The organism is Streptomyces sp. NPDC006368 (assembly GCF_040612535.1).
Lineage (GTDB): Bacteria > Actinomycetota > Actinomycetes > Streptomycetales > Streptomycetaceae > Streptomyces.
Genome location: NZ_JBEXQK010000005.1, coordinates 187,088 through 212,637, shown reverse-complemented (window position 1 = coordinate 212,637; position 25,550 = coordinate 187,088). Strand labels below are relative to the sequence as shown.

Sequence of the window (25,550 nt, the reverse complement as noted above, 5' to 3'; positions counted from 1 at the left end):
GTGGGCGGCAGCATCCCGGTCGGCGCCTGGAGAACTCTCGGAATGCATGTCCTCAACTGTGACACTTCGCAACGGCCTTGTCAGTCGCTGAGACATAAGAGGCCCTACGCTCCTTTTTGCTCTTTCTTCCCGAACAGGTGGTAATCGAACGGTGGACAGATTCTCGGCCGTGGAACGCGCACTGCGCAGGGCTCCTGCCCACGCCCTCCTCGAAGCAGTGCGGAACGCGCTCACCGCCCACTACACGGCCACCTCCGTCGACCTGCTCATGGCCGATTACGCGATGACCATACTGCAACCCGTCCAGGCCCTTCCTTACACCGCCGAACCTGTTCCTGTACACACCAGCGCTCCAGGGCGGGCCTTCGGGGCACAGCAACCCTATGCAGAAAGGCACCCACGCGCCTCGGACGTGACCGCTCATTTCCCCGTCAGCGTCCGCGGGGACCGCATCGGCGTCCTCACCGTCCGCCTCCCCGAGGACCACTACACGCCGCAGACGGAGCGGGAGCTGCGGGACATCGCGGAGATCCTGGGCCACGAGATCGTCGTGGCGGAACGCGACACCGACCTGTACCTCCAGGCCCGCCGGGCCAACCGGCTCACGCTGGCCGCCGAAATGCAATGGCAACTGCTGCCGGGCCGTTCCTGCGCACGGCCCGAGTACGAGATCGGGGCACAGCTCGAGCCCGCCTACGCGATCTTCGGCGACAACTTCGACTGGTCCGCCTCCGCCGACCACCTGACCCTCACCGTCACCAACGGCATGGGGGAAGGCATCGAAGCCGCCCTCCTGACCAGCCTCGCCATCAACGCCCTGCGCAACGCCCGCCGAGCCGGGCTGTCACTGGCCGACCAGGCGTTCCTTGCCGACCAGGCCATCTACGGGCACTACCACGGAGCCGCCCACCTCTCCGTCCTCCTCCTGCGCTTCCACCTGGCGACCGGGGAGGTGGAGATCGTGGACGCCGGCTCGCCGAAGATGTGGCGCCTGCGGCAGGGCAAGGCCGAACCGATCGAGCTCGAGGCGCAACTGCCGCTCGGCATGTTCGAAGACACCATCTACACGCCACAGGCCTTCTCCGTGCTGCCGGGCGACCGGCTCTTCTTCCTCAGCGACGGCGTCTACGACGTCGCCTCACCGGCCGGCGAGCGTTACAGCGAGAAGGCGCTCATCCGCGCCATGACCGCAACCCGCCTCCTTCCCCCCTCGCAGGTGCCGCGCGCCGTACTCCAGGAACTCGCCGGACACCGGGGCCCCATCGACGCCGAGGACGACGCCATGGTCGTCTGCCTCGACTGGCACGGTAGCCCGTAACCCTCGACGTGAGCGATGGCCACCGTTCCGCGGAGGAAGCCGCTTCCGCGCGCCCGGGGCCTGGCGCCCGGGGCCCGGCGGCCCGGGGCCGGCGGACGGGTGCCAGTGGCCCGATTGCCCTGATGGGGCCGATCCGCAGGCCCGGGCCGGGAATCGCGCCGCGCGTGGGCGGCCGGAGAGCCCGCCCGGCCCGCCACCGGGACACCGTCGGCGGGCCGGCCCACAGCCGCACACCCGATCGTCCGCACCGCGGGGCACGTGGCACGTGGCAGGAGTACGACACCCGGCTCGGCGAGGCCGACCTGCCGCACCGGCCCGAGAACTCCCGCGACCACGCCTGCTAGCGGCCCCCGCTGATCGCGCACCCGCCCCGCGCGTCGGGGATGCGGCGCGACCGGCCCGGACAGGGACCACACACGGCACGCGTCGGACGGCCTCACGCGATCTACACTGGGCCTGAGACCAGGTTCGGAGAGCCTGTCCGCACCAGGTGCACCGCCGAGCGCTTGAGGAAGCGGATGGCACCTACGGCCGCCCAGTGACCACTTCGGAATGGCCCTCCGGAACTCAGGAAAGCAGTAGGACGTGGACAGAATCGCTGCTGTCGACAGGGCCCTGCGGGCCGGCGCGCCCCATACCCTTCTCGAGGTGGTGACGGCTGCCCTGACCGAGCAGTACGGGGCTGACCGGGTGGAGCTCCGGCTCGCCGACTACGCCATGCGATCCCTTCAAGCCGTGGAGCGTGTGCCGTGGGCGACCGCACCCGTTCCCATCCACGACAGCCCACAGGGGCGCGTCTTCGGTTCCCAGGAGCCCCTGGTGGTGGCGGAAAACGGGACGGAGAGGGTGGACGTACACCTGCCCATCACCATCCGGGGCGACCGGATGGGAGTGCTGTCGATCTGCCTGCCGGAGGAGCGGTTCGACGAGGCCGTGCTTCCGGAGATGCAGCACATCTGTGAGGCGCTGGGCCACGAGATCCTCGTCGCCGAGCGCGACACCGACCTCTACGCCCTGGCCAGGCGCGCGGCCCGGCTCACGCTGGCCGCCGAGATGCAATGGCAGCTCCTGCCGGGGCGCGCCTGCTCCCGCACGGAGTTCTCCCTCGGCGCGCAGATGGAGCCGGCCTACGCGATCCTCGGTGACAACTACGACTGGTCGGTCTCCGCCGACCACCTGACCCTGACGGTGACGAACGGCATGGGCCAGGGGATCGACGCCGCCCTCCTGACCAACCTCGCTGTCAACGCGCTGCGCAACGCCCGGCGTGCCGGCCTGGACCTGGCCGGCCAGGCAGCCCTGGCGGACCAGGCTGTCCACGCCCAGTACCAGGGCCGCGCCTACGTGTCGGTGCTGTTGCTGCGCTTCGCCCTCGCGACCGGGCAGGTCGAGGTGGTCGACGCGGGCTCGCCGCGGGCATGGCGGCTACGGGAGGGGACCGTGGAACCGCTCACCTTCGACGCCCAGTTGCCCCTGGGGATGTTCGAGGACACGGTCTACGTACCCGAGCACTTCACCGTACGGGCGGGCGACCGGCTGCTGTTCGCCAGCGACGGCGTGTACGACGCGTCCTCCTCGGCAGGGGAGGAATTCGGGCACCATGCCCTGACACGCGCCCTTACTGCCACGCGCCTGCTCCCCGCGGCCCAGGTACCGGGCGCCGTTCTCCACGAACTGGCCGCATACCACGGTGAGATGCCGCTCGACGACGACGCACTGGTGCTCTGCCTCGACTGGCGCGGCGCGGCCGACGGGACGCGAGGGTGAGCGACCGGCGACTCGCCGACGAACCGGGCAGCGGGGCGTGGTCATCAACATCCGCTCCTGTTGCCGTTGCCGTTGCCGTTGCCGATGGCGTCGGTCGGGGGCAGACGGCTCGTCGCGGCGATGGGAGCGGGTGCTCCTCAGTCCTGGGGTCGGGTGACGCGCAGTACGTCCTGGTCGTGCCTGATCGTGTATCCGCCGTCGGGGTCGCTGAAGTGCCGGCGGACGTAGGCCTTGACGGCTTCGCGCGTCGGTGGGGTAATCCCCGCCATGGCCGGGGGACACTGAGGTGGAAACCCGCCACCTCAGTGGTGTCGTCCAGATCAGGGCTGCGGTAGCAGGCGCCGACGGTGTCCAGCCGGGTGTCGCCGACCAGTCCGTGCGGGGCCGTGGCAAGTTCCCGTGCCAGCTCCCGTAGGTCGAAGCGGCTGCCGGTGAAGTGGTGAACCATGCGCATGCACGCGTTGTCGGGCTGCTGCATGACGATGAGGAGGAGGCCGCCGGGGGCCACCCACTCCAGGATGCGCAACACCGTCGCCCTCCACTGCGGGCGTGGGATGTAGTAGAGGACGTGGGACAGCGGGGCCAGATCGGCCGTGACGCCCGGATCGGCCTCCAGCACGGCATCCGGTAGAACCTTCGCGCCGGGGCACGCCCGCTTGAGCACACGACGCATGGGCTCGCTGGGCTCGATGCACACGGTGCGCTCGAACGACGGCGCGAGGTGCCGTGTCGTCGTGCCGTCGGCCGGGCCGACATCGAGGAGCAGACGGCGGGCGGCAAGCGCGTCCACCACCTGGTCGAGACAGGCATGGGTGACGGCCTTCTCGTCCGTTCCGGCGAGGAACCGGCTGAAGGCGTGACGGTAGGCCTCCTCCTCCGCCCGCAGCGCGCCGGTCTGAACGGTGTTCCGCAGTGACACCCTGAGCGTCCTTTCGGCGGACGGAGAACTCCGTCCGCCGCCCCTGATCGCCGTTGATCAAGTTCGGCTACACGCTGCCATGGAGTGACGCCGGGTGACGGACCGGCGCGGGCGCGCACAGGGGTACGGGCAGGGGCGTGCGGGAGCACTCACCCCGTCACCTTGGCCGCCGCCTTGACCCGGCGGGCGGCGGGCGGCGGCCGGGGCGGCGGGGAGGCGAGTGGGGCGGCGCTGTGCGAGGTCCGGGGGCGGATTTTTCCTGGGAATGGCTGAGAATCATCGGGGTAGACGCGTGGCTGGGCGCACATGGAGTGAGGCGGTAGGCGTGGAACAGAGCAAAGAGGCAGACCGGCGGTCACCGGCCGGGGGAGCGATCATGGCTTCGGCGGTGTACGAGGCGGAACCGTCCTGTATCGGGCTCGCGAGGGACTTCGCTCGCGAGTTCCTCACCGATGTCCAGGCCGTGCACGGTTTGCCGGTGTCCGCGCGGGCCATGGACATGGTGCAGCTGGTGGTCAGCGAGCTCGTGACGAACGTGTGCAAGTACGCGCCCGGGCCCTGCCTCCTCGACCTGGAGGTCAGCGGCGGCCTGGTCGCGGTGTCGGTCTGGGACAGCGCACCGGTACTTCCGGTGCCCAGGGCAGCGGACGCCGGCCGGATAGGACAGCACGGCATGGAGATCGTCATGGCCGTCTGCCAGAGCTTCTCCGTCGAACGCGAACCGGTGGGCAAGCGGACCCGGGCCTCGGTCGCTCTCGCGGACGACCCGGCGGGCGGCATCATCGGCCGCCTCCTATGACGTGTCGGCGCGGCGGCGCCCTGTCGTAACAGCCGCACTCGGCCGCCGTCATCTTCGCCGGCACCCTCACGGCTGTGCGGCAGTTGCTCGCACGCGCTGCCTCTGGACCCCGGCAGTACGGCGGCGTTCTCCCGCCCCGGAACGGGGCGACCACGCACGGCGGCCCGCCCCGCACGTCGCGCTCCGAAGGGGACCGCCGTAGGGTGTCCGCGGGCGCGGCGCGATGACGAGGAGAACGAACAGTGACCGCGTCGAGCCTTGAGCACGCCAGTGTCCCCGCCGACGCCGACGAGGTGACCTTGCTGATAGCCCGCCAGGTGGAGCCGGGCTACGAGGCCGCCTTCGAGCGGTGGGCGAAGGGCATTCTCGACAGTGCCTCCCGCTTCCCCGGCCACCTCGGGTACGGGCTGTTCCGGTCCTCCGGGGACGGTGCGCCCTGGTTCCTCGTGCACCGCTTCCGTGATGCGGAGGCGTGCCGGGCCTGGCAGGAGTCCCCGGAGCGGGCGGCATGGTTCGCCCATTGCGAAGGGCACCGGCACACGGAGGTCGCCCGGCGGACGCTGACCGGCATGGAAACCTGGTTCGCCAAGCCGGGGTCGACACGGCCGGCCCCTCCGCGGTGGAAAATGGCGATCAGCGCCACCCTGGCGATTTACCCGATCACGCTGCTCGGCAGTTACGTCCTGGTGCCACACCTGACCGTGCTTCCCCTCGCCCTCGGCAGCGCCGTCCTCGCGTGCGTCTACAATGTCCTGATGACGTACGTGGCGATGCCGACCGTGAGTCGCCTCCTGCGTGGATGGCTCAGCGACCAGAGCGGTCGGCGCCCGTGAAGCGGGACCGTCCAGGGCGCCGGCACACGGTAACGGGGAGTCCCTCACCACGCCCGTGATCACGTGACAGCACCACGGAGCGCGACCGGGCGGCGTGCGGTCGGGCCGCTGTCGCCTTGCCCGACGGTTGCGCCCACATGCCCCGGCATCGGCGCCTTCGTTGGCCCCATCAGAGCCACCGCGACATGTACGGGCCGCTTCAACGATCACCACGATCAGGCCCAATGCGGACGACAGGGGGCCATGATGCGGCCTCCGTGCCCACCAAGTCAGTCGGGCTGCGCGCCCCCGCGGGTCGTGGGTGACCTCGCCCCGACTTCCCGGAGCCGCCCACCGGGAACCCAGGAGCGCCTTGTCGGGCCCGAGGGCTTCCCGGCTTCGCACCTCAACCGGTGCACATGGTCGGTCCGCGTACTGGTGGACGCCGGACGGCCTTCGCTGTCGTGGTGGGTCACCATCCGAACCTGCGTGTCGACGACAAGCACCGTACACGCGGCCTGCCGGCCACGGGTCCGCGTCACCGCGTCGCCCACGAACCCGCCCACCACGGTGGACACCGCGCCGGCACCATCCCACGCGGCCCGCCCACGCAGAAGGCCCATGAGCGTGCGGCAGGGCTCGTCCGTACGCCATCCCCGCGACACCCGGCGGAATCCCCACCGCTGCGCACGCGACGACAACCCACCACCCAGCCGCGCCCACCGTGGGACACGACAGGTCCGGTACGGCCGAGCCCCTGTCGGTGACCCGGTCAACAGCGTCGTCCATGAACCGGTGCCGCCGCTCGCGCATGTTCCCCTCCCGGCCCGCCGCCCTGGCCACGACGCAACGGCCGTTCGCTATGTGACAGTTCACCGTCATCGACCGCCTGTCGTGAGTGCGCCACCGGAGAGATGCCCCCGCCCTGTCCTCCACGAGATCGTCCAACACACGTGTCAGAGGGCGCTGTTAGTGTCGGAGCACAGAAACGAGGGGGGAATCCGTGACGCACAACAGCATGAGCAGACGGTTGATCACTGTTGCTCTGGTACCCACGCTGACCTTGGGAGGCGTCCTCCTGGGGACCGGTCCCGCCGCCGCGGGGACAGGGCCGTGGAGTGAGCCCTCGGCGGTCACCGGCACCGAGCGCCGCACGCAGGTCGACGACGTGGTGACGACCGTCCGAGGGGACACGGTCGTGTTGTTCCACCGCACGCTCGCCGCGTCCGCGGTGAACAACGAGGAACTGTGGGTCGCCGTCCGGCCGGCGAAGAGCACCGCGTGGGGACCGGCGCGGCTGCTGGGCCACGTCGCCATCCCGGAGTACGCGGCCCGGCTGGGCACCTCCGACGACGGTTCGGTGACCGCGCTCTGGGTCGAACGGCCCGACGAGACCGCCACCCGCGCGATCCGTTCCGCCGTCTGGCAGCCGCGCACCGGCGGTTGGTCGCCGACCGCGACGGTCGCACTGTCCGCCGGCATCGAGGAGCCGGTCCTCTCCGTCGGCCCCGACGGCCGTGCAGTCGCATCCTGGCACGTCAACAGCGCGCCCCGCGGTTCCGGCTTCGAGGTGTACGCCGCCGAGCTCCCGGGCATCGGCGCCACCTGGACCCGGACCCGGCTGGCCTTCAGCGAGACGGGCACCGCCTCCGGGACGCACGCGGCGGTCGCCCGGGACGGCTCGGCCACCGTCGCGTGGTCCCAGTACGTCTCGGGCAGCCCCACCCTGCGGACCGTCCAGAAGGTGGGCGGCGGGGGCTGGGGCGGCGCGCAACTCCTGGGAGACCCCGCCAAGAAGCCCCACACGCCCAAGGTGGCGGTCGGTACGGACGGTACGTTCGTCGTCGCCTGGCAGCAGACGGACACCGCCGCGCCGGCGCAGGTACTCATCTCCGCGCGGCGCAAGGCGGCCGACCCGGCCTGGGTGCTCGCCGGGGCCGTCACCAGCGAGCCCGGCAACCTGCGGACGTCGGCGCCGCTCATCGGCCCGAACGGCGACGTCACCCTGGTGTGGGCCCCGTGGGCCACGTCCGAAAGGCCGGACACCGCCCTGCGCGCCTCGACCCGCTCCGCGGCCACCGGGACGTGGACGGCGCCGCACACGCTCACGTCGACGGCCGTCCGCGGCGGGTTCGACGCGGTCATCGGCGCGGACGGCACCGTCCAGGTGGGCTGGGCGCACCCGGTGACGAGCGCCGAGGAGGAGTTCCGTACCGCGTCGTTCGCCGGCGGCGCCTGGAGCACGCCCCGCGCCTTCGGCCAGTCCGCCTCCTTCTACGCGGGCGGCGGCGTCGCCGTCGGGCCGGACGGAGAACTCTCCGCCGTGTGGAACAAGGGCGGCCAGATCTGGGGCGCGGGCACAGGGCTGACACCGCCCCAGCCCGCCGGAACACCGGCCGAGCGTCGGGACTTCGCCGGCCGTGACGGGTTCCCCGACCTGTACGCGGTCGGGTCCACCGGCTCGCTCCTCGTCTACCAGGGCAATGCGCAGCAGGTCGTCTCCGCCAAGGTCGGCGGCGGCACCTGGCCCACCACCTCCACACTCGTCCCCTTCGGCGACCTGGACGGCGACGGCTGCAACGACACTCTCGTCCGGGACGCGGCGGGCGAGCTGTTCCGCTCCACGCCGACGTGCGGCGAGGCCGTCACGCCGACGGCACCGTCCGCGAGGATCGGCACCGGATGGGCGGGCTTCGACTCCCTCGCGTTCTCCGGGGATCTCACCGGAGACGGGCGGCCCGACCTCGTCGCCCGCCAGGCGACGACCGGGGACCTGCACCTCTACGCGGGCACCTTGGACGGGGCTCTGGCCCACGTCAATAAGCTGGCCGCCGGCTGGAAGAACCGGACCATCGTCGGCGCCGGGGATCTCAACGGGGACGGCACCGGGGACATCGTCACCCGGGAAGCCTCCGGCGACCTCCTGGCGTACTACGTCCGCGGCGGCTCCCTCGACAGCCCCGGCACCACAATCGGTGCGGGCTGGGGGAGCTTCGTGGACATCGTCGGCATCGGCGATCTGACCGGCGACGGCAAGGACGACCTCGTCGGCCGAAGCACCAACGGCGAGCTCTACCGGTACGCCGGCAACGGAGCCGGAGGCATCGGCTCCGGCACCCGGATAGGCACCGGCTGGCAGGGTTTCCACAGCATCCGCTGACCCTCGACCGGCCGTGAACGGCGTCCCGCGCGCGGTGCCGGCGCGCTCCCGGAGTGTCGGCACCGCTGCCACTGTTCCTTCCCGGCGGTGTCGATCCTTCGCTGCCGCCGCCAGGTGTACGGGCGCCGGGGCGGCGCCCGCGTACCCGGCGGCTCGCGTACCGGCGGCTCGCGACGGTGGAGCAGCGGTGGAGCGTGCGAGCGGCCGGTACGCGGGTGAGCGGGTCAGCAGTTCTTGACGTAGTAGACCGGGTCGAAGTCCACGATGTGGCGGGCTCCGCCGTCAGGCGTGCTGGACCACAGGACGTTCCTGTTCTGGCCGTAGTAGTAGGAAACGGGGTTACCCGTCTGGTTGTTGTAGTACGCGCCGGTGCCGAGCCAGTTGTAGACCGTGTACGTGGCGCACGAGTAGAGGAAGAAGACCTTCCACTGCGACCTCGTCGGGTCCCACACCGCGTTGCAGAGGTTCCCGGGGGTGCAGTTGAGGCTCACGCCGGGGTTCAGGTAGAGGACTTGGTTGGCGGCGGGCGAGATCCCGGGCGACACCGCGGCCGCCGATCGTGCCGACACGCCCTCCGGCGCCGCCGGCAGCGTGAAGACCTGGTTCCGGTCACGGTCCGGCGAAGGCGCCGCCTGCGCCGGACCGGCCGCGAACACGGCCACCAGTGCCAGCACCAGGGCGCCGAGAACGCTGAGGAGGGAACGTTGTTGGTAGTGCATGCTGTCAAACCCCTGTCAGAAGACAACGTCCGTACCCCCAGGCTGTTGCCGGAATCGGTGCCGACGCCACAGGTTGCAGGCATGGCTTAAACGGAAGCCGGGGCGCCGTTGAGGAGGGCGAGACCCGCGGGCGTGATGGTGTGCAGGACGTACTTGTTGCGGCGCACGCTCAGCAGCAGCCCTGACCGGCGCAGCACGGCGGTGTGCTGGCTGGCCGCCGCTGCGGAGATGCCCAAGCGCTGGGCGAGTTCGCCGGTCGTGCGGCCGGTGACGACGTCGGCCAGGACGGCGGCGCGGGTCCGGCCGAGCAGTGCGCCGAGCTCCGCGTCGCGGGTGGGGATGGCGGGCGCGCCGGCCCAGCCGAGTGTGTGCTGGATGGGGTACACCAGGACCGGGGCCCGGCCGGGGGCAGGGCGGGCCAGCATGACGGGCCTTCGATGACAGAAGAACGACGGCTGCAACACCAACCCCCGCCCCTCCAGACGGAGGTCCCGGTCGACGGGGTAGTCGGCCTCCAGCACCGGCGACCGCCAGCGCAGGACCGGATGGAAACAGGCCAGCAGCCCGTCCGTGCCGCCCGCCAGCACCGCGCGGGCGCGGACCGCGTGGTCGGCGTCGACCTGAGCTCGAATGCGCCCCCAGAAGGGCGCGAGCATGCGCCGGTGGTAGTCGTACAGGGTCATGCCGAGGCGGCGCAGTTCCTCGGGCGCCCCGTCGGCCAGCGACTGGACCTCTGCCGGCAGCGGCAGCCGGGGCCGCTGCGGGGAGGTGGCGAGCAGGGTGATGTCACCGCGAAGGACGGTGCGCGGGGTGCGGAGCACGGTGTCGACCGCGAACTCAAGATCGGTCGCGCCGCCCAGGTCCGGGGTGAGGAAGTCGGGGGAGTAGCCGCGGGGCGGCAGCAGCGCGGCGAGCAGTCCGTCCGCCGGCCCGAGGCGGGGCCGGACGAGGCGCCGCCACTCCCTGAACGCCGGGCCCATGGCCTCGGTGACCAGGGCCTGGAAGCTGTTGGCGATCTCCCAGAGGGGGTCGGGGGCGGCGGCGACGCGGACGCGCGCGATGTCCTCGGTGGTGAAGTGCACCCGCAACATGGACGGTCTCCGATGGTGGTCGGTCATCGGGTGGGTGGCGGCGCCCCACGAGGGTGACCGAAACCAGCCGCGCGGGCAAGACGGCATTCGGTCGTCCTCGACCCACCCGGCGAGCATGCGGGCCAGGAGGTTCCACACGCCGCTGTCCTCGACCATCGCCTCCTGCTCCGTGCCCGACAACGACCTGTACGCGGTCCCGGCGGTATTCGCGAGCCCGCCGGACACGCGAAACGGAACGGGAACGGGAAGGGAACGCGGCCCCCACCCTGATGCGCCTCCGCCCTTTCCCGCGCTCCGTGGCCGATGATCGGGACCGTCAACACACAAGGCTCATGAGCGCGGGAGGTCCGGATGGCGGCGCATCCGGTGATCGGGTATCTCGTCTGGGCGGTTCTCTTCGGCGCCATTTTCGCCTGGGAGGGCATCGGTCTCCTCCGGGGCGGTGACGCGTTTCCCACGCTCAGCGACGCCATCGGCGCCGTGATGCGCTATCCCGTGGGGCGGTGGGCGCTGTTCGCGTTGTGGCTCTGGTTCGGCTGGCACTCCTTCGTACGCGGTTGGCACTTCCTGCTCCAGGACCCGTCGTGACCGCACAACGCATGACCGTACGGCGCCGTGTCAGAGGGCGCGGCCCGTGCTGCCGGTAGGGCTGAACGTCGCCATCATGCTGACCGGCTACCTGCTGGTCATGGCGTATCTGGCCCTCGGCCTGCGCATCCGGCGCCGGGGCCCGGCCGTATGGCCCCCGCCGAACGCGACACGACGCCGGGGATGGCCCGGGCTGTTCCGCCAGGTGGCCGGCACGGCGATCGGCGGGTACGCGCTCCTGATGGCGGTGGTGCTCGCCTACTACCAGGGGGTCGCCCACCTCGGAGGCCACTTCCTCGCCAGTGCCTTCACGGGTGCCGCCACACTCGTGGGCGTCACTCTCCCGGTGTTCTTCCTCGTATCGGCGGCCGTCATCGCCGTACGCCGCATCCGGAGCCGTCGGCGGGGAACTCCACATCGCTGACGGCGCACCGGGAACTCGCCGACCGGCAGCACCTGTCCACCGAGGTGCGGCCCGAGCACGCCGGCATGCCGTGGACAGCGTCGTCGCCGGCGAGTTCGACGCCCGCAACCACCCCCATCGCGCCCCGCGCGCCCGCTTTACCACAGCGGCCCGCCGGCGCCCGGCCCGTATCCGACGGAACAGGGAGTCGTTGTCAGGGCGCGACGTGTCGAGCGGTGGTGCAGAAGGAGACGACGTGCTGCAGATGTCAGTGGAGGACACCGAGATCCGACCCGGAGAAGTCCACGAGTGGCATCTCGTCTCCCTCCGGGGGGACGGCCTTCCCGAGCACCCCGCCGCTCGGCGGATGAGCGGGTACAACCAGGCCAAGCACTTCACCGTCGCCCGGCAGGCGCAGGACGCGAATGACCCGATCCGCTCCTATGTCGCGGGGACGTTCGACATCTCCGGCACAGTGGATGTGGCCGCGCTCGAGGCCGCGTTGCTCCACCTCGTGCGCCGCCACGAACTCCTGCGGACGCTGTACCGGCCGCTCGCCGGTGACCTGTCCTGCGACGTGCTCGATCCGGGTGACGTCGCCCTCAAGCACGTCGAGGCGGGCAGGCTCGACTCCGTCGACGAGGTCCGCGCCCACCTCCACCGGACGTTCAGGACAGTTGAGACGCTCTCCTGGCCACTGATCGTCATGGGGGCCGTGGTCCGGGACGGCTCGGCCACGGTGTACTTCTCCTGCGACCACCTGGTCACCGACGGGCTGTCCACCGCGATCGCCGTCAACGACATCGCCTCCGCCTACGAGGCGCTGACCGGCGGGCAGCCGCTCGACCTGACGGACGTGGGCAGCTATCTGGACTTCAGCCGAGCGCAGCGACGGGACAACCGGGCGATGAGCGCCGAGGACGAGCGACTCGACTACTGGCGGGAGTTCAGCGCCCGAAACGGCGGCCTCTTCCCGCGGTTCCCACTGGAACTGGGGGTCGAGCCCGGTCGGTTGTACCCGCCGGTGACGCGCACCGAGCGGCTCCTCACCGGCCGGCAGGTCGATGGCCTGGAGGCGGAGTGCCGTGCGCGGGGCGGGCGGCTGTCCATGGGCCTGCTGGCGGCGGTCGCCATCTCCCTTCGGGAGGAGGGCGGCCCGCAGGTGTACCGGGGACTCGTGCCGGTCAACGAACGCGGTAGAGGGGCCTACGCCCAGGCGATGGGGTGGTTCATCAACACCTTGCCCATCGAGTTCCCGGTCGGGGAGGGGATGGGATTCACGGACGTGCTGGCGGGCGCGCAGGAGGCGTACGCGGTGATGCGGGCGCACAGCGACGTCCACTTCGTGAAGGCCTGGCGGCTGCTGGCCCCGGACGAGTACGCCAAGCTGCACTACTGGCCGCACGCCGTCAACTTCTTCTCGTTCATCGACTTCCGAAGGATGCCGGGTGCGGAACGGCACGCGGCCTGCAACGCGCGGATGCATGTGTGGGTGTCGCGCTGCAACGGGATCCTCTTCTGGCTGCACCGGACGGACGGGGGCCTGTACCTGAACACCATCCATGTCGACACGCCGCGGGCGAGGAGCACCAAGGCGGGGTTCGTCCGTACGCTCGTCCGGACGGTCGCCACCCTGCCGCGGGCTGAGGCCCGTTGAGGCGGAGCCGGGGCCTCTCGCGCGTCGGCGGTGCAGCACACGATCGATGCGCCCGGCGGCACGGTGACGGCACACCTCAGGGCGGGGGTGGCTGTGGGGCGCCGCCGTACGTGCGGCATGATCATCGCCCATGAGAGCTCTCCTCGGTGTGGAACTGCCCGGCTTCCGGCCCGTCGACAACGACGTATGGGCCAACGACGACGGCGATGTGCTGTCCGTGCACTACTTCGGACTCCGCCCTGACCTGCCGGCTTCGCTCGACGACGGTCCCGCGCTGCGGGCCGGGCTCACGCATCTCACCGCCCGGGCGGGCGGCGGGCTGATCGAGGCGTCGGTGAAGTCACTGGGTGGAATCCCCGCCCTCAGGCAGCTCCTCAAGCTGCCGCTGCCGGGTCAGCGGAGCGGGCAGGCGTTCATCGGCAGCTTCACCGTCCCGCGGGCCGCATGCAGCACCGTCGTGAAGGTGCAGGCCGCCGAACGCGGGAGGACCGGCATACGGGAGTCCATGGTGATGGCCCAGGTCGGCCCCGACCGGTACTTCCGCCCGCACCCGTACGCACCGGACGTCCAGGGCGGGCTGCCGTTCCATGCCGGCGACCACGCCCAGTGGGACGCGCAGTTCCCCGACCACCCGCTCAGCCGCGTGCGCAGCCTCCTCGCCGCGCTGTCGGAACGGGTCCAGGTGGTGCCGGAGTTCGCCGCGTTGCCGCCCTTCGCCCTCTGAGGCAGCGGCAGGGGCAGCGGTGGCCCTGTGAGGCACGAAGCTGAAGCGGTACGCGACCCCCGCGCCTTGAGCGGAATCGGGCCGGACCCCCGCCCCGGCCCCCTGATGCCCGAAAGTCGTACGCCCTCCGGGTGAAGCCGGGCTGAAGATCACCAACCGGCCCCGGCCGGCCCGGAAGACTGCCCGTCAGGCAACGGGGGCAGTCGACTTCACGAAGGCGGACGTCATGGCGAACGGCACTGTTCTGCTGGCACTGCGCGAGGACCCGTTGGGCGGTGGCGTCAGCACCGAGCAGCTTCGCCGCATCGGCAAGGAGCTGGAGAACCAGGGCATGGAGTTGCGCTGGGCCGCCAGCGCAAGGGACGCCCGCGCCACCCTCCAGACCGAGTCGCAGCTGGCGGCGGCCGTCGTCGCCTGGGACCTGCCCGGTGGTGGCGGCGCCTCCCGGGAGGAGAACGGCGGCGGCGCCGCGGTGCTGCGGCAGATCGAGCGTCGCTTCAACAGGCTGCCCGTCTTCCTGCTGATGGCGGAAGACTCCGATCAGGACCTCGAGCACCTGCCGCTGTGGGTCTCGGAGGCCGTGGTCGGATACATCTGGCCCTCGGAGGACACCGCCACCTTCATCGCCGGACGGGTCGTCGCCGCCGCCCGCGCGTACCACCAGGACATCCTGCCGCCGTTCTTCAAGGCGCTGCGCCGCTTCGACGACGCACATCAGTACTCGTGGCACACACCGGCGCACTCCGGCGGGGTGGCGTTCCTGAAGTCGGCCGTGGGGCGGGCGTTCTTCGACTACTTCGGTGAGCGGCTCTTCCGCAGCGATCTGTCCATCTCCGTGGGGGAGCTGGGGTCGCTCTTCGAGCACAACGGCCCGATCGGGGACGCCGAACGCAACGCCGCCCGCGTCTTCGGGTCCGACCGCACCTACTTCGTCCTGCACGGCGACTCGACCGCCGACCGCATGGTGGGCCACTACAGCGTCACCCGCGACGAGATCGCACTGGTGGACCGCAACTGTCACAAGTCCGTCCTGCACGGTCTGGTGATCTCCGGCGCACGCCCCGTCTACCTGGTGCCGACACGCAACGGGTACGGGCTGGCCGGGCCCCTGCCCCCGGCCGGGATCGCGCCGGAGGCGGTCCGCGCCCGCATCGCCGCCAACCCGCTGGCCGCCGACGCCGTGACGCCCGAGCCCCAGTACGCCGTGGTCACCAACTCGACCTACGACGGCCTGTGTTACGACACCGTCGCGGCGGCGCGGGCCTTCGCCGCCAGCACGCCGCGGCTGCACTTCGACGAGGCGTGGTTCGCCTACGCCCGTTTCCACCCGCTGTATGCCGGCCGCTACGGGATGGCCGTCGGACCTGACACCTTCGACGGGCCCGAGCGACCCACCGTGTTCTCCACCCAGTCCACACACAAACTGCTGGCCGCGCTCTCGCAGACCGCCATGGTCCACGTCAAGTCGGCCCCCCGTGCCCCGGTGGAGCACGACCGGTTCAACGAGGCGTTCATGATGCACGGCACCACCTCACCGCTGTATCCGGCGATCGCCTCCCTGGACGTGGCGACCGCCATGATGGACGGCCCGCAGGGACAGTGGCTGCTCGACGAGGCGATCACGGAAGCCATTCGCTTCCGCCAGGCCGTCGTACGCACCGGACGCCGGATCGCCGACGCGGGTGACCGGCCGGGCTGGTTCTTCGGGGTCTGGCAGCCCGACACCGTCACCGACCCGGCCACGGGCGAGCGCATGCCCTTCGCCGACGCCCCCGCCGCGCTGCTGCGCGGCGAGCCCGCGTGCTGGCGGCTGGAACCCGACGCGCGCTGGCACGGCTTCCACGGTCTCGGCGACGGCTACTGCATGCTGGATCCGATCAAGGTGACCCTGACGTGCCCCGGTGTGACGGCCACCGGCGAGGTCCCGCCGTGGGGCATCCCCGCCCGGATCCTCACCTCCTATCTGGCCACTCGCGGCATCGTCGTGGAGAAGACCGACAGCTACACCACGCTCATCCTCTTCTCCATGGGCATCACCAAGGGCAAGTGGGGCACCCTGATGGACGCCCTGATGGACTTCAAGGCGCTCTACGACGCCGACGCGCCACTCCACCGCGTCCTGCCCGGACTGGTCGAGCAGTTCCCCCGGCAGTACGCCGGCGCCACACTGCGTGAACTGTGCCGGCGGATGCACGAGCACCTCACCCAGGCCGACCTGATCACGGCCCTCGACACGGCCTTCCAGCAGCTGCCCGAGCCCGTCGCGCCGCCTCAGCTCTGCTACCAGCAGCTCGTCCGGGGCGGCACGGAGCGGTTGCGCCTGAGCGAGGCCGCGGGACGCGTCGCCGCCGCCATGGTCACCGTGACGCCGCCCGGCATCCCGGTACTGATGCCCGGCGAGTCGACCGGCACCACCGACGGTCCCCTCCTGCGCTACCTGAGGGCGCTCGAAGCCTTCGACCGCGCCTTTCCCGGGTTCCACAGCGAGGCCCACGGCGTCGTGATCGACCCCGACAGCGGCGACTATCTCATCGAGTGCGTCCGCATGCCGTGACCCCTGCTGCCGCCTCGGCCCGCCCCGCACCCCGGCCGCTGGCCCGGGTGCGGGGCGGGCGGGCGATCAGCACCCGCGCACGCTGCGGCCGGGGTGTCACGCGCCTTGCCGCCGCCGCGTCACGCCGCCCCTCGCGCCGGCTCAGGCTGCGGCCTTCTCCCGTGTGGCCCCGCCGCGTGCGCGGAAGACGGCGCCGGCCTCTCCCAGGAGACGGTGCACGGCCCCGTAGGAGCGTCCGGTCTCCTCGGCCAGCGCGCGGATGGAGGCGCCCGCGTCGTACTTCTTCTTGAGGTCCGCGGCGAGCCTGTCACGTTCTGGGCCGGGCGGCAGCCGGCGAGCCGGGTCTTTCCTCGACATGGCGAAGTCTTCCCTTCCCGAAAGGATCATCAGATAAGCGCTGCAAGGCGGCCTACCCCGTCCCACGGGCCACACACCACGGGCGACACATCATGGGTGGGACGGCGACACCTCATCCACTGCCGGACCCGTCCCGACATGTCCGCCCCGCCGGGCGCGAACCACGTCTCAGTTCCCCGTCGCCCCGCGATGGGCCGACCATTCGGGGGCAAGGATCGCCCAGGTCTGCGTGTCGTGGCGGGTGCCGCCGTAAGGCCACGACTGGCGCCGCACACCCTCGAGCGTCATCCCGAGCCGCTTCGCCACGGCCGAGCTGCGCGCGTTGTCGGCCCGGCAGTTCCACTGGGCGCGGTGCAGTCCCCGTGCGGCGAACGCCCAGTCCAGCAACGCGCGACACGCCTCGGTCACCAGCCCGTGCCCCTCGGCGGCCGGCTCCAGCCAGCAGCCGATCTCGCATGAGCCCGCCGCGGCGTCGAAGTTCACGAACATCACACCGCCGACGAGCGTGCCGTCGAGCCAGATGCCGTGGAGCCGGGCGCCGTCCGCGGCTTGGCGCTCGGCGTAGCGACGCAACGTGGCCCGTGCCCCGGCGAGGTCTTCGGTGATGAACCCCGCTCCGACCCAGGGCCGGATGTGCTCGCGCGCCCGGTCCATGTGGGCGGCGAACTCCTCCGCCTGCCATGTTTCGAGGGGGCGGAGGCGGGCGTTGTCCCGCAGCGGCAGTGAGAACATGACGACCACCTCATTCACATAACAAGCGTTACGGTTATGTACCGTAGCAGCATGCCGCGCTCCAAGGGAGATCACGAAGCCCGCCGCCGCGATGTCTCGGAAGCGGTCTGGCGGGTGCTGGCCGCGAACGGCTTCGGCGGACTGACCCTGCGCGCCGTCGCCGCCGAACTCGACGCGACCACCGGCCTGTTGACCCACTACTTCCCCACGAAACGTGCCCTTGTGGCATACGCCCTCGACCTGCTCGACGCGCGCAGCGCCGCCCGTCCCCGGCGCGCGCCCGGGAAAGGCCTGTCCGCCGTGAGAGCGGCTCTGCTCGACATCCTGCCGCTGACCGATGAGGCCCTCGACAGCAACCGCATCTGGGTCTCCTCCTGGGACACCGCGCTTTCGGACCCCACATTGAGCAGTGACTACGCCCGCAAGTACGGGCGCAGCCGCGACAAGCTGCGCGATCTGGTCGCCGCGGCCCAGCGGGCCGGTGAACTGCCGCCCGTCGACTCGGAGCGCATCGCGGCCGGCGCCCAGGCCTTCGTACTCGGCCTGGCCGTACAGGCCCTGTTCGACCCCGAGGCCTTCCCGCCCGAACGGCAGGTCGAACTCCTCGACGACCACCTGGCCGCACTGGCCGCCCTGCCCCCGTCCAAGACGACGCCGGTGAACCACTCGTGAACGAAGCCAGGGCGCAGGAAGCGGTCCGCTCGTCGACCGTCCACTGGTCGTGGACGTGCTCGCCGTACTCGGCGGCGCTGACGCGACCATCGCGCGCGATCAGAAAGCCGGTGGACAGCCCCGGTCGGCCGCCCTCGGGCGTGGCCGAGAGGCCCACCGGACCTGAGCGGCAGGTGGGCGCCGTCGACGTGTCGCGGCCGTGCCGTGTCCGCCTCCCCGGACCGCCTCGGCCCTTCCGCCCTCGCGGCGCCAACCGGTCTGATTCCGCGTGGGAGAAGTGGTGATGAGGAAGGTATGACGACACCCGAAACGCGGGCCACACTGCAGAACCTCGAGGACCGGCTCGGTGAGCGGACACCGCCACCGATCGACGGACAGACCCACATCCCCGTCCCGCCGCCCGCCGATGGAGGCGAGGAAGGCGACGAGGGTGAGGAAGGCGGCAGCGTACGGACGTCGTGACCGGCACCAGGCACCCGGCACCAGGACCCCACGACCTGCCCGCCGTGGCCTCGGGACGGGCCCCATCGCACCCACGGCGGCCGTCAGGACGAGGCTCAGACCACTCGATTTAGGCCAAAGGTGGTCTTATGAGGTATAGGGCCGGGTCTTCGTGCAACCTCGATACCTGAGTGAAGGTCGTAGAAGGTATACATCGGACCAACCAATGGGGAGAGGCATGCGAGCACTGAGTACGACTACGGCGATGATTGTGCTGGCGGGAGGCGTGACGGCCGGAACGGCCGGAACGGCCGGCGCGGTAACCGGTGAGCGGAACACGCCTGCCGCGGCGGCATGTGCCACCCCCTGGGGCAGCAAGCTGAAGGCGGCCACCGGAACCGCAGTCAAACCGCTGACAGCCATGACGACCAAGGCCACCCGGTGCTACGACCGTCTGGTCTTCCGCATCCCCGGAACCTCGGGTGGCGTCGGCCACCACGTCGGTTACGTCGGCACCTTCCGGCAGGACGGCTCGGGGGACCGCATTCCCGTCAAGGGCGGCGCCATCCTCCAGGTCTACGTCGGCGCGCCGAGCTACAACCCGAACACCGCCAAGCCCACCTACCCGGGCAGGGCCGGTAAGGCGCTGCCCGGCGTGAACATCGCCGGCTACAAGACGTTCAAGGACACCCGCTTCGGGGCGAGTTTCGAAGGACAGACACAGATCGCCCTGGGAGTGCGTGCGCGACTGCCTTTCCGCGTGCAGCAGTCCGGAGATCAGCTGATCGTGGACGTCGCGCACTCCTGGTGACGGAGGAAACGGGAACCGCTCCGCAGCCCGGGAGCAGCCCTGGAGGCGGTATCTCCCGGGCCCGGCCGCGCTCGCGGCCGACTGCGAGAACCCCGCAGTCCGCTCGGCAGGGCCAGGCCGGAACGACCGGGCGGCCACGCGGTGGTCAGTAGCCGCCGAAGCCCGAGAAACCACCGCTGTAGCCGCCCGTTCCCGACACTCCGCTGCCGCCGATGCCGGCACCGAGGGACCTCGTGACGGGCGGAGGCGGCGGGACGGGTTGCGGGCCGTACGAGGTGTTCCGCCACACGCCCTTCGTCACTTCCCTCCACCACTGCCCGAAGGCGATGGAGACCTCCGACGCGCGGCACTCGCGCTCCACCTCGGCCCGGGCCGCCTCGTCCCACCGGATTTCGGTGGTGTAGCCACTGCCACGCACCAACGCCAGAAGCGCTTCCTCGAGTTGGCGTGCCGTCAGGCTGCCCTCGGAGGAGGATCCGGCCCGGGGGTCCGGCAGTTCGAGGGAAGCCGGTACGTCGACCCGGTGCACGAGCACGGGTGAACCGGCCGGGTCCGTCCCGAACCGCCACACCTGCCCGGCGGCGACCGTGTCCAGCACGGAGCGCCGCCGCTCCGCCTCCCGGCGGCGTGCGAGCTCGGCCGCCGCCTGCTCAGCCTTGTACACGGCCAGTCGCTCCGCGATCTCCTCCCGGACCGGCCGGTACTCCTCCTCCACCCGCCGTACCGCGGCGGCGAAAGCGAGTTGGGCCTGTTCCGACCGCTCCACCAGGCGTCTCCGCCACCCCGGCCAGTGGCGCGGCTCGGTGATGTGCGACCAGCCCCGGGTGCCCTTGTACAGGTTCACCTCGCCCTTTCGGCCACCGTGTGCCCGGTACAGGTCCTCCAGTGCGCGGGACAGAGCGTCGAGGCAGTCGCGCGCGGCCGTGTCCCACCGCTCGCGGTCCTCCGGTGAGCATCGGAGGGAGTCGCCCCAGCTGCGCCCCACCCGGTACACCTCAAAGCTCTCCGGACACCGAACGGAGGCCGTCGCCACGAACCGCGCCCCGCAGAGCTCCTCCGCGTCGAGCCGGACGTTCTCCCGGTGGAGTCCCACCTCACTGTGCGCCACGCTGCCCTCCCGCCCCACGCCGACGGTCCCCGCACCCGGCCACGTACACGAGCGGCCGGCCCACCACGGTCGACTACTCACCATAGTCGTGCGGCCACCCTCCGCGTCAGCCTCATACGCGGCAGGGCCACTTCACGGCGTACGAAGGAGTGCGTGCCCCCGGCCACGCCGTCCCGGCGTAGCGCGCACCGCAGGTTCAGAGCGCCGGCATGGGCCGGGTGGAGAAGTCCTCGCAGAGGTCCTCACCGCCCGGCCCGTACACGAACTCGGCCATGGAAGGGTTGCGGTTGGCGGTGGCCAGAGGGAGCCAGGCCGGCAGGTGACCGTATCCGCGGCACACCGACTCGCCGCCGTCGCCGCCGTGGACCGCAGTGGCATCGCCCGTCACCTCCGCGCTGTAGGTGTCGTGGGCGATGCTCAGGCCGAAGGCGTTGAGCTGAGTGTGCGGGCCGGTGCGATCCCCGTAAGGGATGGGCCGACCGCCGTCCGTATGCGCTTGTCCGCCATTCCGGCGTCGCATTACCGTGCCGACGTGGATCTCTTCTCATGCTCGTGGACAGCGCTGCGCACGACGGTCGCCGAGCTCCCGGACGAGGATTTCACACAGCCGTCCGGTTGTGCCGGCTGGCTCGTACGGGACCTGGTGTGCCACCTGATCATCGACGCACAGGACGTCCTGATCACCCTCGTCACCCCCGCCGAAACGGAACCGACCCGCGACGCGGTGACCTACTGGAACGTCGCTGAAGCGCCGCCGACCGGTGACGACCCGCTCGACGCGCTGACCGTCCGGCTGGCCGCCGCGTACGAGGAGCCCTGGCTGCTCAAGTTCCACCTCGACGATGTCGGCTCCGCCGCCGGTCGTGCCGCCGAGCGTGCTGACCCGGGTCTCCGGGTCAGCACCCGGGACGAGGTCCTCACCGCGGGCGATTACCTCCGCGCGTACGTCCTGGAGTGGACGCTGCACCACCTCGACCTGGTCGCGCACCTCCCGGACGTGGCGGGACCGCCCGCGGAGGGGCTTGCCCGGTCACGCGAGATGCTGGAGGAGATCGCCCGGTCGCCGTTCCCCGCGTCGTTCTCCGACAAGGACGCGTTGCTGGTCGGCACCGGACGGCGTGCCCCGACCGACGCGGAGAACGCCGCACTCGGCGAGCCGGCCGCGAAACTCCCCCTCGTCCTCGGCTGACCGTCCGGCTGAACGGGACCTTCGGCGCGGGCAGGGTATCCGGGAGCCCACCCGGCCCGGATCCCGGTGGCGGCGCCACCCGCCGGGACATGGGTGACCGGTCGACAGAGACCCGGCTTCTCGTATCGCAGTACGTCGAAGACCGAGCGGGCCCGGGGCGCCGGGCCCGCTCGGCCATGACACCTACGGGGCGATGGGCAGCCGGCGCTTGTGGTCGGTGAGGCGGTAGCGGCTGACGATCGTCTCGAAGGCCCGCTCGTTCACCGGCTTGCCCTCCAGGAAGTCATCGATGTCGTCATAGGTGACCCCGAGCGCGTCCTCGTCGGCCTTGCCCGGGTCGAGGGTCTCCAGGTCGGCCGTCGGGGTCTTCCACACCAGCTCGGCGGGCGCGCCCAGCGCGTCCGCGACGGCGCGCACCCGGCGCTTGGTCAGGCCGGTCAGCGGAACCAGATCAGCGGCGCCGTCACCGAACTTGGTGAAGAAGCCGGAGACCGCCTCGGCGGCGTGGTCGGTGCCGACGACCAGGCCGTCGTGCGCGCCGGCCACCGCGTACTGGGCGATCATGCGCTGCCTGGCCTTGATGTTGCCGTGGACGAAGTCCTGGTGGCGGGCGTCGCGGAAGCCCACGCCGGCGGCCAGCGAGGCGTCGAGCGCGGCGTCGCTGGCGGGCTTGATGTCCACGGTCAGTACGTGGTCCGCCCGGATGAAGGAGAGCGCGAGCTGGGCGTCGTGCTCGTCTGCCTGGACGCCGTAGGGCAGCCGCATCGCGTAGAACCGCGCCTCGTGCCCGGCGGCCCGGGCCCGCTCGACGGCGAGCTGGCACAGCCGGCCGGTGGTGGTGGAGTCGACGCCTCCGCTGATGCCGAGCACGAGAGACCGCAAACCGGTGGAGGACAGCCGCTCGGCGAGGAAGGACACCCGGCGCTCGATCTCCCGCTCGGCGTCGAAGGTCTCGGCGACCTGGAGTTCCCGGGCTATCTCCTGCTGCAGGGCGATGGACGCCGGCTCGCTCACGTCTGCTCCTTGTTCCGGTTCACGATGGGGTGACGCGCTCACCCTACCCAGGGGGTGCCCGGCGGACCGGGGCCGGACAGCCGGGGCCGAGGTCGGACAGCCGGGGCCGGACAGCCGGGGCCGGCGTGCCTCTGTGAGCCCGAAGCCCGAGCCCGGCCTTCACGGGCTCGGCGGCGGCTCCTCCCCGGGGCGGCCCGGCTCCCTCTCCCTGGCAGGCGCATCCGGTGGGTCCCGGTGTCCCCCGGGGGTCTGTCGGCGCCGTGTTCCTGTCGCACGCCGGTCTCTCCGCCACCCCGAACAGGCGCTGGGGCCCTCGCGGCGGACGGCAGCGGTCACCCGCCGTATCCGGTCCTCCGACGCGGCTTGGACACGCCGCAGGCCTGGACCCGGCGCGAAGGCCGGGGCGCACCCGGAACACCACGGGACCGCCGACGAGCGCCGCCCGCCGGCCGGGCGCAGATGTGGTCAATGTCTCCGGCCCGGGCTCCACGGCCCGGGCTACGCTCACCGGGTGACTCTTCTCGTGATGCGCCGACACGTGGACTACGCGCGCGTCACGACCATGAGCTGTCCGCCCCAGGACTGACCCCTCTTCTTCCCCATCTCCACCGGTCCTGTCGCGGACACGCGGTACTCGGGCGCACCCCTGCCGACGGCTTCTCCGTACCCCCGCGATCCCGCCACCCTCGGGAGCAGGGCCTCGCTTCAGCAGAAACGGAACGCCATCATGTCGCGCATGTCGCCTCTTCCTCCCGGCTCGCTGCCGGTCATCGATCTGTCCAGGGCCGACGACCCCGCCACCCGGGAGGCGTTCCACCAGGAGCTGCACGACGCCGCGCACGACGTCGGCTTCCTCCACCTGACCGGCCATGGCGTCACCGCCGACGAGATCGCTGAGATCCTGCGCCTCACCAGGGAGTTCTTCGCCCTGCCGGAGGCCGACCGGCTGGCCGTCAGCAACCTGCGCTCACCGCACTTCCGCGGCTACACCAGGGTCGGACACGAACGCACCGGCGGCCGGTCCGACTGGCGTGACCAGCTCGACGTGGGCGCCGAACGGCCCGCGCCCGCCCTCGGCCCCGGCGACCCGCCGTACCTGTGGCTGGAGGGGCCCAACCAGTGGCCGGCCGCGCTGCCGGAACTGCGTACGACGGTGCTGGCCTGGCAGGAACGGCTGGCGGCGGTCGCCCACCGGCTGCTGCGCGAGCTGCTCCTGTCCATCGGAGCGCCCGAGGACTTCTTCGACGAGGCGTTCGCCGACCGCCCGCACCTGCACACCAAACTGATCCGTTACCCCGGCTCGGCGCCCTCGGGCAGCGACCAAGGGGTGGGCGCGCACAAGGACTACGGCTTCCTGACGCTGCTGCTCCAGGACGACGTGGGCGGGCTGCAGGTCCGCTCCGGCGACGGCTTCCTCGAAGTGCCGCCGCTGCCGGGCGCGTTCGTCGTCAATCTGGGCGAGCTGCTGGAGATAGCGACGGACGGCTACCTGTCGGCCACCGACCACCGGGTCGTCAGCCCGCCGGGGGCGGTGGAGCGCTTCTCCGTACCCTTCTTCTACAACCCGCGCCTCGACGCGGTCATCGGCACCGTCCCGGGCTCCTACCTGAGCCGGGCCCCGGGCATCGCCCACGACCGCGCCAACCCCCTGCACGCCGAGTACGGGCGCAACGAACTCAAGGGCTGGGTACGGGCCCACCCCGAGGTCGCCCGTCGCCACCACCCCGAGCTGATCGCCGGCTGAGGGAGGGCGGGCGGTGCGGGAGGGGTGACCCCTCCCGGCACCGTCCGAGGCGTCGCGACGGCAGGGGGATCACGACGCGCCGAACGGCCGCGCCGAATGGCGCAGCGTGTACGCCGGGGACCAGCTCCCCGAGCGTGACGCCCGCTTCGCCGGCTCCCGCGCACGTGCCGCGCCCGCTCGGGTGGACCGGGCGGGAACGGCCAGGGAGCCCCGCGGCGGCTCCGCGTACAGCGTCAGCGATGACCGCGGGCGTTGTGCACGGCGCCCGCCCGGTGGCCTCTTCGCAGCCGCGCCCCACCCTGTCCGGCCGATCCCGGTACACACGGAAGGCCCACGCCTAGCCCGAACGCCACGCTCTGCGGTGGTGGCCGAGCGAGACACGGCTGAAGGTGAAGACGTCGCCCCGTGATTTCCATGAGCTCGACACCCCGTCAGCTGTCGCGGTGCGGCGAAAGGATTCCTCTCCATGCGCACTACCCGTGCCACCACGCTCGCTGCGGCCATCACGGCAGCACTCATGCTCTCCGCGCCCGCCGCCAGCGCGATGATCACCGCCCCCGCCATCGTCGGGAACGGGGACAGCCACTCCAGCGAGTCCGACGAGCGCGACAAGGGTTCGAAGGACGAGCACGAGAAGGGCTCGAAGGACGAGGGCGGCTCGAAGAGCGACTACGACAAGGGCTCGAAGGACGACTACGACAAGGGCTCGAAGAGCGACTACGACAAGGGCTCGAAGGACGAGCACGACAAGGGTGAGAAGCCGCGGGGTGGTGTTCACGCCGGCGGTGGGGCTCTGTCGATGGTGACGACTGGTGACGAGAACCGGGACGAGCGCGACAAGGGTTCGAAGGACGAGCACGAGAAGGGCTCGAAGGACGACTACGACAAGGGCTCGAAGGACGACTACGACAAGGGCTCGAAGGACGAGCACGACAAGGGTGAGAAGCCGCGGGGTGGTGTTCACGCCGGTG

General features: G+C 71.3%; 24 protein-coding genes and 3 pseudogenes. 18 read left to right on the top strand and 9 right to left on the bottom strand.

The genetic code is table 11. The features are described 5' to 3' along the window. Positions 1 to 151: 151 nt before the first annotated feature. The 3 genes from ABZZ38_RS07110 to ABZZ38_RS07100 all read left to right on the top strand — a co-directional run bounded on the left by ABZZ38_RS07110 (position 152) and on the right by ABZZ38_RS07100 (position 3,085). Entirely contained in the window at positions 152 to 1,318 is a 1,167-nt protein-coding gene (locus ABZZ38_RS07110) for a PP2C family protein-serine/threonine phosphatase (RefSeq protein WP_356736582.1), read from the top strand. Positions 1,319 to 1,482: 164 nt separating this feature from the next. Further along, complete coding sequence (locus ABZZ38_RS07105; protein ID WP_356736580.1) at positions 1,483 to 1,662, top strand: hypothetical protein; 180 nt, start codon at positions 1,483 to 1,485, stop codon at positions 1,660 to 1,662. 241 nt (positions 1,663 to 1,903) lie between these two features. Continuing rightward, complete coding sequence (locus ABZZ38_RS07100) at positions 1,904 to 3,085, top strand: PP2C family protein-serine/threonine phosphatase (protein ID WP_356736579.1); 1,182 nt, start codon at positions 1,904 to 1,906, stop codon at positions 3,083 to 3,085. A 137-nt stretch (positions 3,086 to 3,222) separates the two neighbouring features. Here the strand turns inward: ABZZ38_RS07100 and ABZZ38_RS07095 are convergent, their stop codons facing one another. Beyond that, entirely contained in the window at positions 3,223 to 3,354 is a 132-nt protein-coding gene (locus ABZZ38_RS07095; protein ID WP_356736604.1) for a hypothetical protein, read from the bottom strand. A 251-nt stretch (positions 3,355 to 3,605) separates the two neighbouring features. After that, a pseudogene (locus tag ABZZ38_RS07090) lies at positions 3,606 to 3,875 on the bottom strand (methyltransferase domain-containing protein); the annotation flags it as partial. Here ABZZ38_RS07090 and ABZZ38_RS07085 point away from each other — a divergent pair. The 4 genes from ABZZ38_RS07085 to ABZZ38_RS07070 all read left to right on the top strand — a co-directional run bounded on the left by ABZZ38_RS07085 (position 3,807) and on the right by ABZZ38_RS07070 (position 8,775). Further along, positions 3,807 to 4,001, top strand: a complete 195-nt coding sequence (locus tag ABZZ38_RS07085) for a hypothetical protein (protein ID WP_356736602.1) — start codon at positions 3,807 to 3,809, stop codon at positions 3,999 to 4,001. The pseudogene ABZZ38_RS07090 and the gene ABZZ38_RS07085 sit on opposite strands and share 69 nt — an antisense overlap. 379 nt (positions 4,002 to 4,380) lie before the next feature. After that, positions 4,381 to 4,803, top strand: coding sequence for an ATP-binding protein (locus tag ABZZ38_RS07080; RefSeq protein ID WP_356736577.1), 423 nt, complete (start codon positions 4,381 to 4,383; stop codon positions 4,801 to 4,803). A 242-nt stretch (positions 4,804 to 5,045) separates the two neighbouring features. After that, positions 5,046 to 5,636: an antibiotic biosynthesis monooxygenase gene (locus tag ABZZ38_RS07075; protein ID WP_356736575.1), complete on the top strand. Its 591-nt coding sequence runs from the start codon at positions 5,046 to 5,048 to the stop codon at positions 5,634 to 5,636. A 997-nt stretch (positions 5,637 to 6,633) separates the two neighbouring features. After that, positions 6,634 to 8,775 carry a VCBS repeat-containing protein gene (locus ABZZ38_RS07070; protein ID WP_356736573.1) on the top strand — a complete coding sequence of 714 codons (2,142 nt, stop codon included), beginning with the start codon at positions 6,634 to 6,636 and terminating at the stop codon, positions 8,773 to 8,775. Between the two features lie 224 nt (positions 8,776 to 8,999). On the opposite strand, the gene ABZZ38_RS07065 is transcribed toward ABZZ38_RS07070, so the two are convergent. Together ABZZ38_RS07065 and ABZZ38_RS07060 are read right to left on the bottom strand one after the other, a co-directional pair. After that, entirely contained in the window at positions 9,000 to 9,494 is a 495-nt protein-coding gene (locus ABZZ38_RS07065; protein ID WP_356736571.1) for a hypothetical protein, read from the bottom strand. An 86-nt stretch (positions 9,495 to 9,580) separates the two neighbouring features. Beyond that, positions 9,581 to 10,741 (bottom strand): helix-turn-helix domain-containing protein, encoded by a 1,161-nt coding sequence (locus tag ABZZ38_RS07060; protein ID WP_356736569.1) that lies wholly within the window; start codon positions 10,739 to 10,741, stop codon positions 9,581 to 9,583. Positions 10,742 to 10,936: 195 nt separating this feature from the next. Between ABZZ38_RS07060 and ABZZ38_RS07055 the strand changes: the two genes are divergently transcribed. The 5 genes from ABZZ38_RS07055 to ABZZ38_RS07035 all read left to right on the top strand — a co-directional run bounded on the left by ABZZ38_RS07055 (position 10,937) and on the right by ABZZ38_RS07035 (position 16,511). Next, the gene (locus tag ABZZ38_RS07055) at positions 10,937 to 11,173 is read left to right on the top strand and encodes a DUF6186 family protein (protein ID WP_356736567.1); all 237 of its coding nucleotides are present in this window, start codon (positions 10,937 to 10,939) and stop codon (positions 11,171 to 11,173) included. 46 nt (positions 11,174 to 11,219) lie between these two features. Beyond that, positions 11,220 to 11,597 (top strand): DUF6256 family protein, encoded by a 378-nt coding sequence (locus ABZZ38_RS07050; RefSeq protein ID WP_356736565.1) that lies wholly within the window; start codon positions 11,220 to 11,222, stop codon positions 11,595 to 11,597. Positions 11,598 to 11,841: 244 nt separating this feature from the next. Beyond that, entirely contained in the window at positions 11,842 to 13,233 is a 1,392-nt protein-coding gene (locus ABZZ38_RS07045; RefSeq protein ID WP_356736600.1) for a condensation domain-containing protein, read from the top strand. A 130-nt stretch (positions 13,234 to 13,363) separates the two neighbouring features. Then, entirely contained in the window at positions 13,364 to 13,957 is a 594-nt protein-coding gene (locus ABZZ38_RS07040) for a hypothetical protein (protein ID WP_356736563.1), read from the top strand. 226 nt (positions 13,958 to 14,183) lie between these two features. Further along, complete coding sequence (locus ABZZ38_RS07035) at positions 14,184 to 16,511, top strand: Orn/Lys/Arg decarboxylase N-terminal domain-containing protein (protein ID WP_356736561.1); 2,328 nt, start codon at positions 14,184 to 14,186, stop codon at positions 16,509 to 16,511. Between the two features lie 141 nt (positions 16,512 to 16,652). Here ABZZ38_RS07035 and ABZZ38_RS07030 read toward each other — a convergent pair whose 3' ends face one another. Together ABZZ38_RS07030 and ABZZ38_RS07025 are read right to left on the bottom strand one after the other, a co-directional pair. Continuing rightward, positions 16,653 to 16,898, bottom strand: coding sequence for a helix-turn-helix domain-containing protein (locus tag ABZZ38_RS07030; RefSeq protein ID WP_356736559.1), 246 nt, complete (start codon positions 16,896 to 16,898; stop codon positions 16,653 to 16,655). Positions 16,899 to 17,036: 138 nt separating this feature from the next. Then, positions 17,037 to 17,600, bottom strand: a complete 564-nt coding sequence (locus tag ABZZ38_RS07025; RefSeq protein WP_356736557.1) for a GNAT family protein — start codon at positions 17,598 to 17,600, stop codon at positions 17,037 to 17,039. Positions 17,601 to 17,651: 51 nt separating this feature from the next. On the opposite strand from ABZZ38_RS07025, the gene ABZZ38_RS07020 reads away from it, so the two are divergent. The 3 genes from ABZZ38_RS07020 to ABZZ38_RS07010 all read left to right on the top strand — a co-directional run bounded on the left by ABZZ38_RS07020 (position 17,652) and on the right by ABZZ38_RS07010 (position 19,524). After that, on the top strand, positions 17,652 to 18,272 hold the full coding sequence (locus ABZZ38_RS07020; protein WP_356736555.1) for a TetR family transcriptional regulator C-terminal domain-containing protein: 621 nt from the start codon (positions 17,652 to 17,654) through the stop codon (positions 18,270 to 18,272). A gap of 294 nt (positions 18,273 to 18,566) precedes the next feature. Beyond that, positions 18,567 to 18,734 carry a hypothetical protein gene (locus tag ABZZ38_RS07015; protein ID WP_356736553.1) on the top strand — a complete coding sequence of 56 codons (168 nt, stop codon included), beginning with the start codon at positions 18,567 to 18,569 and terminating at the stop codon, positions 18,732 to 18,734. Positions 18,735 to 19,134: 400 nt separating this feature from the next. Then, the gene (locus tag ABZZ38_RS07010; RefSeq protein ID WP_356736551.1) at positions 19,135 to 19,524 is read left to right on the top strand and encodes a hypothetical protein; all 390 of its coding nucleotides are present in this window, start codon (positions 19,135 to 19,137) and stop codon (positions 19,522 to 19,524) included. A gap of 145 nt (positions 19,525 to 19,669) precedes the next feature. Here ABZZ38_RS07010 and ABZZ38_RS07005 read toward each other — a convergent pair whose 3' ends face one another. Next, a complete protein-coding gene (locus ABZZ38_RS07005) occupies positions 19,670 to 20,632 on the bottom strand; it encodes a hypothetical protein (RefSeq protein ID WP_356736549.1) in 963 nt (320 codons plus the stop codon). 196 nt (positions 20,633 to 20,828) lie between these two features. Continuing rightward, a pseudogene (locus ABZZ38_RS07000) lies at positions 20,829 to 21,104 on the bottom strand (hypothetical protein); the annotation flags it as partial. Positions 21,105 to 21,164: 60 nt separating this feature from the next. Here ABZZ38_RS07000 and ABZZ38_RS06995 point away from each other — a divergent pair. Further along, positions 21,165 to 21,821, top strand: coding sequence for a maleylpyruvate isomerase N-terminal domain-containing protein (locus tag ABZZ38_RS06995; protein ID WP_356736547.1), 657 nt, complete (start codon positions 21,165 to 21,167; stop codon positions 21,819 to 21,821). Positions 21,822 to 22,004: 183 nt separating this feature from the next. Here the strand turns inward: ABZZ38_RS06995 and nadE are convergent, their stop codons facing one another. Next, positions 22,005 to 22,835 (bottom strand): ammonia-dependent NAD(+) synthetase, encoded by an 831-nt coding sequence (gene nadE / locus ABZZ38_RS06990; protein ID WP_356736545.1) that lies wholly within the window; start codon positions 22,833 to 22,835, stop codon positions 22,005 to 22,007. A 736-nt stretch (positions 22,836 to 23,571) separates the two neighbouring features. Here nadE and ABZZ38_RS06985 point away from each other — a divergent pair. Next, positions 23,572 to 24,579, top strand: coding sequence for a 2-oxoglutarate and iron-dependent oxygenase domain-containing protein (locus ABZZ38_RS06985; RefSeq protein ID WP_356736543.1), 1,008 nt, complete (start codon positions 23,572 to 23,574; stop codon positions 24,577 to 24,579). 466 nt (positions 24,580 to 25,045) lie between these two features. Next, a pseudogene (locus ABZZ38_RS06980) lies at positions 25,046 to 25,550 on the top strand (hypothetical protein); the annotation flags it as partial.

Excerpts from the sequence above, each read along its gene's own strand:
- ABZZ38_RS07095 (WP_356736604.1), bottom strand. The coding sequence starts at position 3,354 with ATGGCGGGGATTACCCCACCGACGCGCGAAGCCGTCAAGGCCTACGTC.
- ABZZ38_RS07080 (WP_356736577.1), top strand. The coding sequence starts at position 4,381 with ATGGCTTCGGCGGTGTACGAGGCGGAACCGTCCTGTATCGGGCTCGCG.
- ABZZ38_RS07070 (WP_356736573.1), top strand. The coding sequence starts at position 6,634 with ATGAGCAGACGGTTGATCACTGTTGCTCTGGTACCCACGCTGACCTTG.
- ABZZ38_RS07065 (WP_356736571.1), bottom strand. The coding sequence starts at position 9,494 with ATGCACTACCAACAACGTTCCCTCCTCAGCGTTCTCGGCGCCCTGGTG.
- ABZZ38_RS07060 (WP_356736569.1), bottom strand. The coding sequence starts at position 10,741 with ATGGTCGAGGACAGCGGCGTGTGGAACCTCCTGGCCCGCATGCTCGCC.
- ABZZ38_RS07055 (WP_356736567.1), top strand. The coding sequence starts at position 10,937 with ATGGCGGCGCATCCGGTGATCGGGTATCTCGTCTGGGCGGTTCTCTTC.
- ABZZ38_RS07045 (WP_356736600.1), top strand. The coding sequence starts at position 11,842 with ATGTCAGTGGAGGACACCGAGATCCGACCCGGAGAAGTCCACGAGTGG.
- ABZZ38_RS07040 (WP_356736563.1), top strand. The coding sequence starts at position 13,364 with ATGAGAGCTCTCCTCGGTGTGGAACTGCCCGGCTTCCGGCCCGTCGAC.
- ABZZ38_RS07035 (WP_356736561.1), top strand. The coding sequence starts at position 14,184 with ATGGCGAACGGCACTGTTCTGCTGGCACTGCGCGAGGACCCGTTGGGC.
- ABZZ38_RS07030 (WP_356736559.1), bottom strand. The coding sequence starts at position 16,898 with ATGATCCTTTCGGGAAGGGAAGACTTCGCCATGTCGAGGAAAGACCCG.
- ABZZ38_RS07025 (WP_356736557.1), bottom strand. The coding sequence starts at position 17,600 with ATGTTCTCACTGCCGCTGCGGGACAACGCCCGCCTCCGCCCCCTCGAA.
- ABZZ38_RS07020 (WP_356736555.1), top strand. The coding sequence starts at position 17,652 with ATGCCGCGCTCCAAGGGAGATCACGAAGCCCGCCGCCGCGATGTCTCG.
- ABZZ38_RS07015 (WP_356736553.1), top strand. The coding sequence starts at position 18,567 with ATGACGACACCCGAAACGCGGGCCACACTGCAGAACCTCGAGGACCGG.
- ABZZ38_RS07010 (WP_356736551.1), top strand. The coding sequence starts at position 19,135 with ATGACGACCAAGGCCACCCGGTGCTACGACCGTCTGGTCTTCCGCATC.
- ABZZ38_RS06985 (WP_356736543.1), top strand. The coding sequence starts at position 23,572 with ATGTCGCCTCTTCCTCCCGGCTCGCTGCCGGTCATCGATCTGTCCAGG.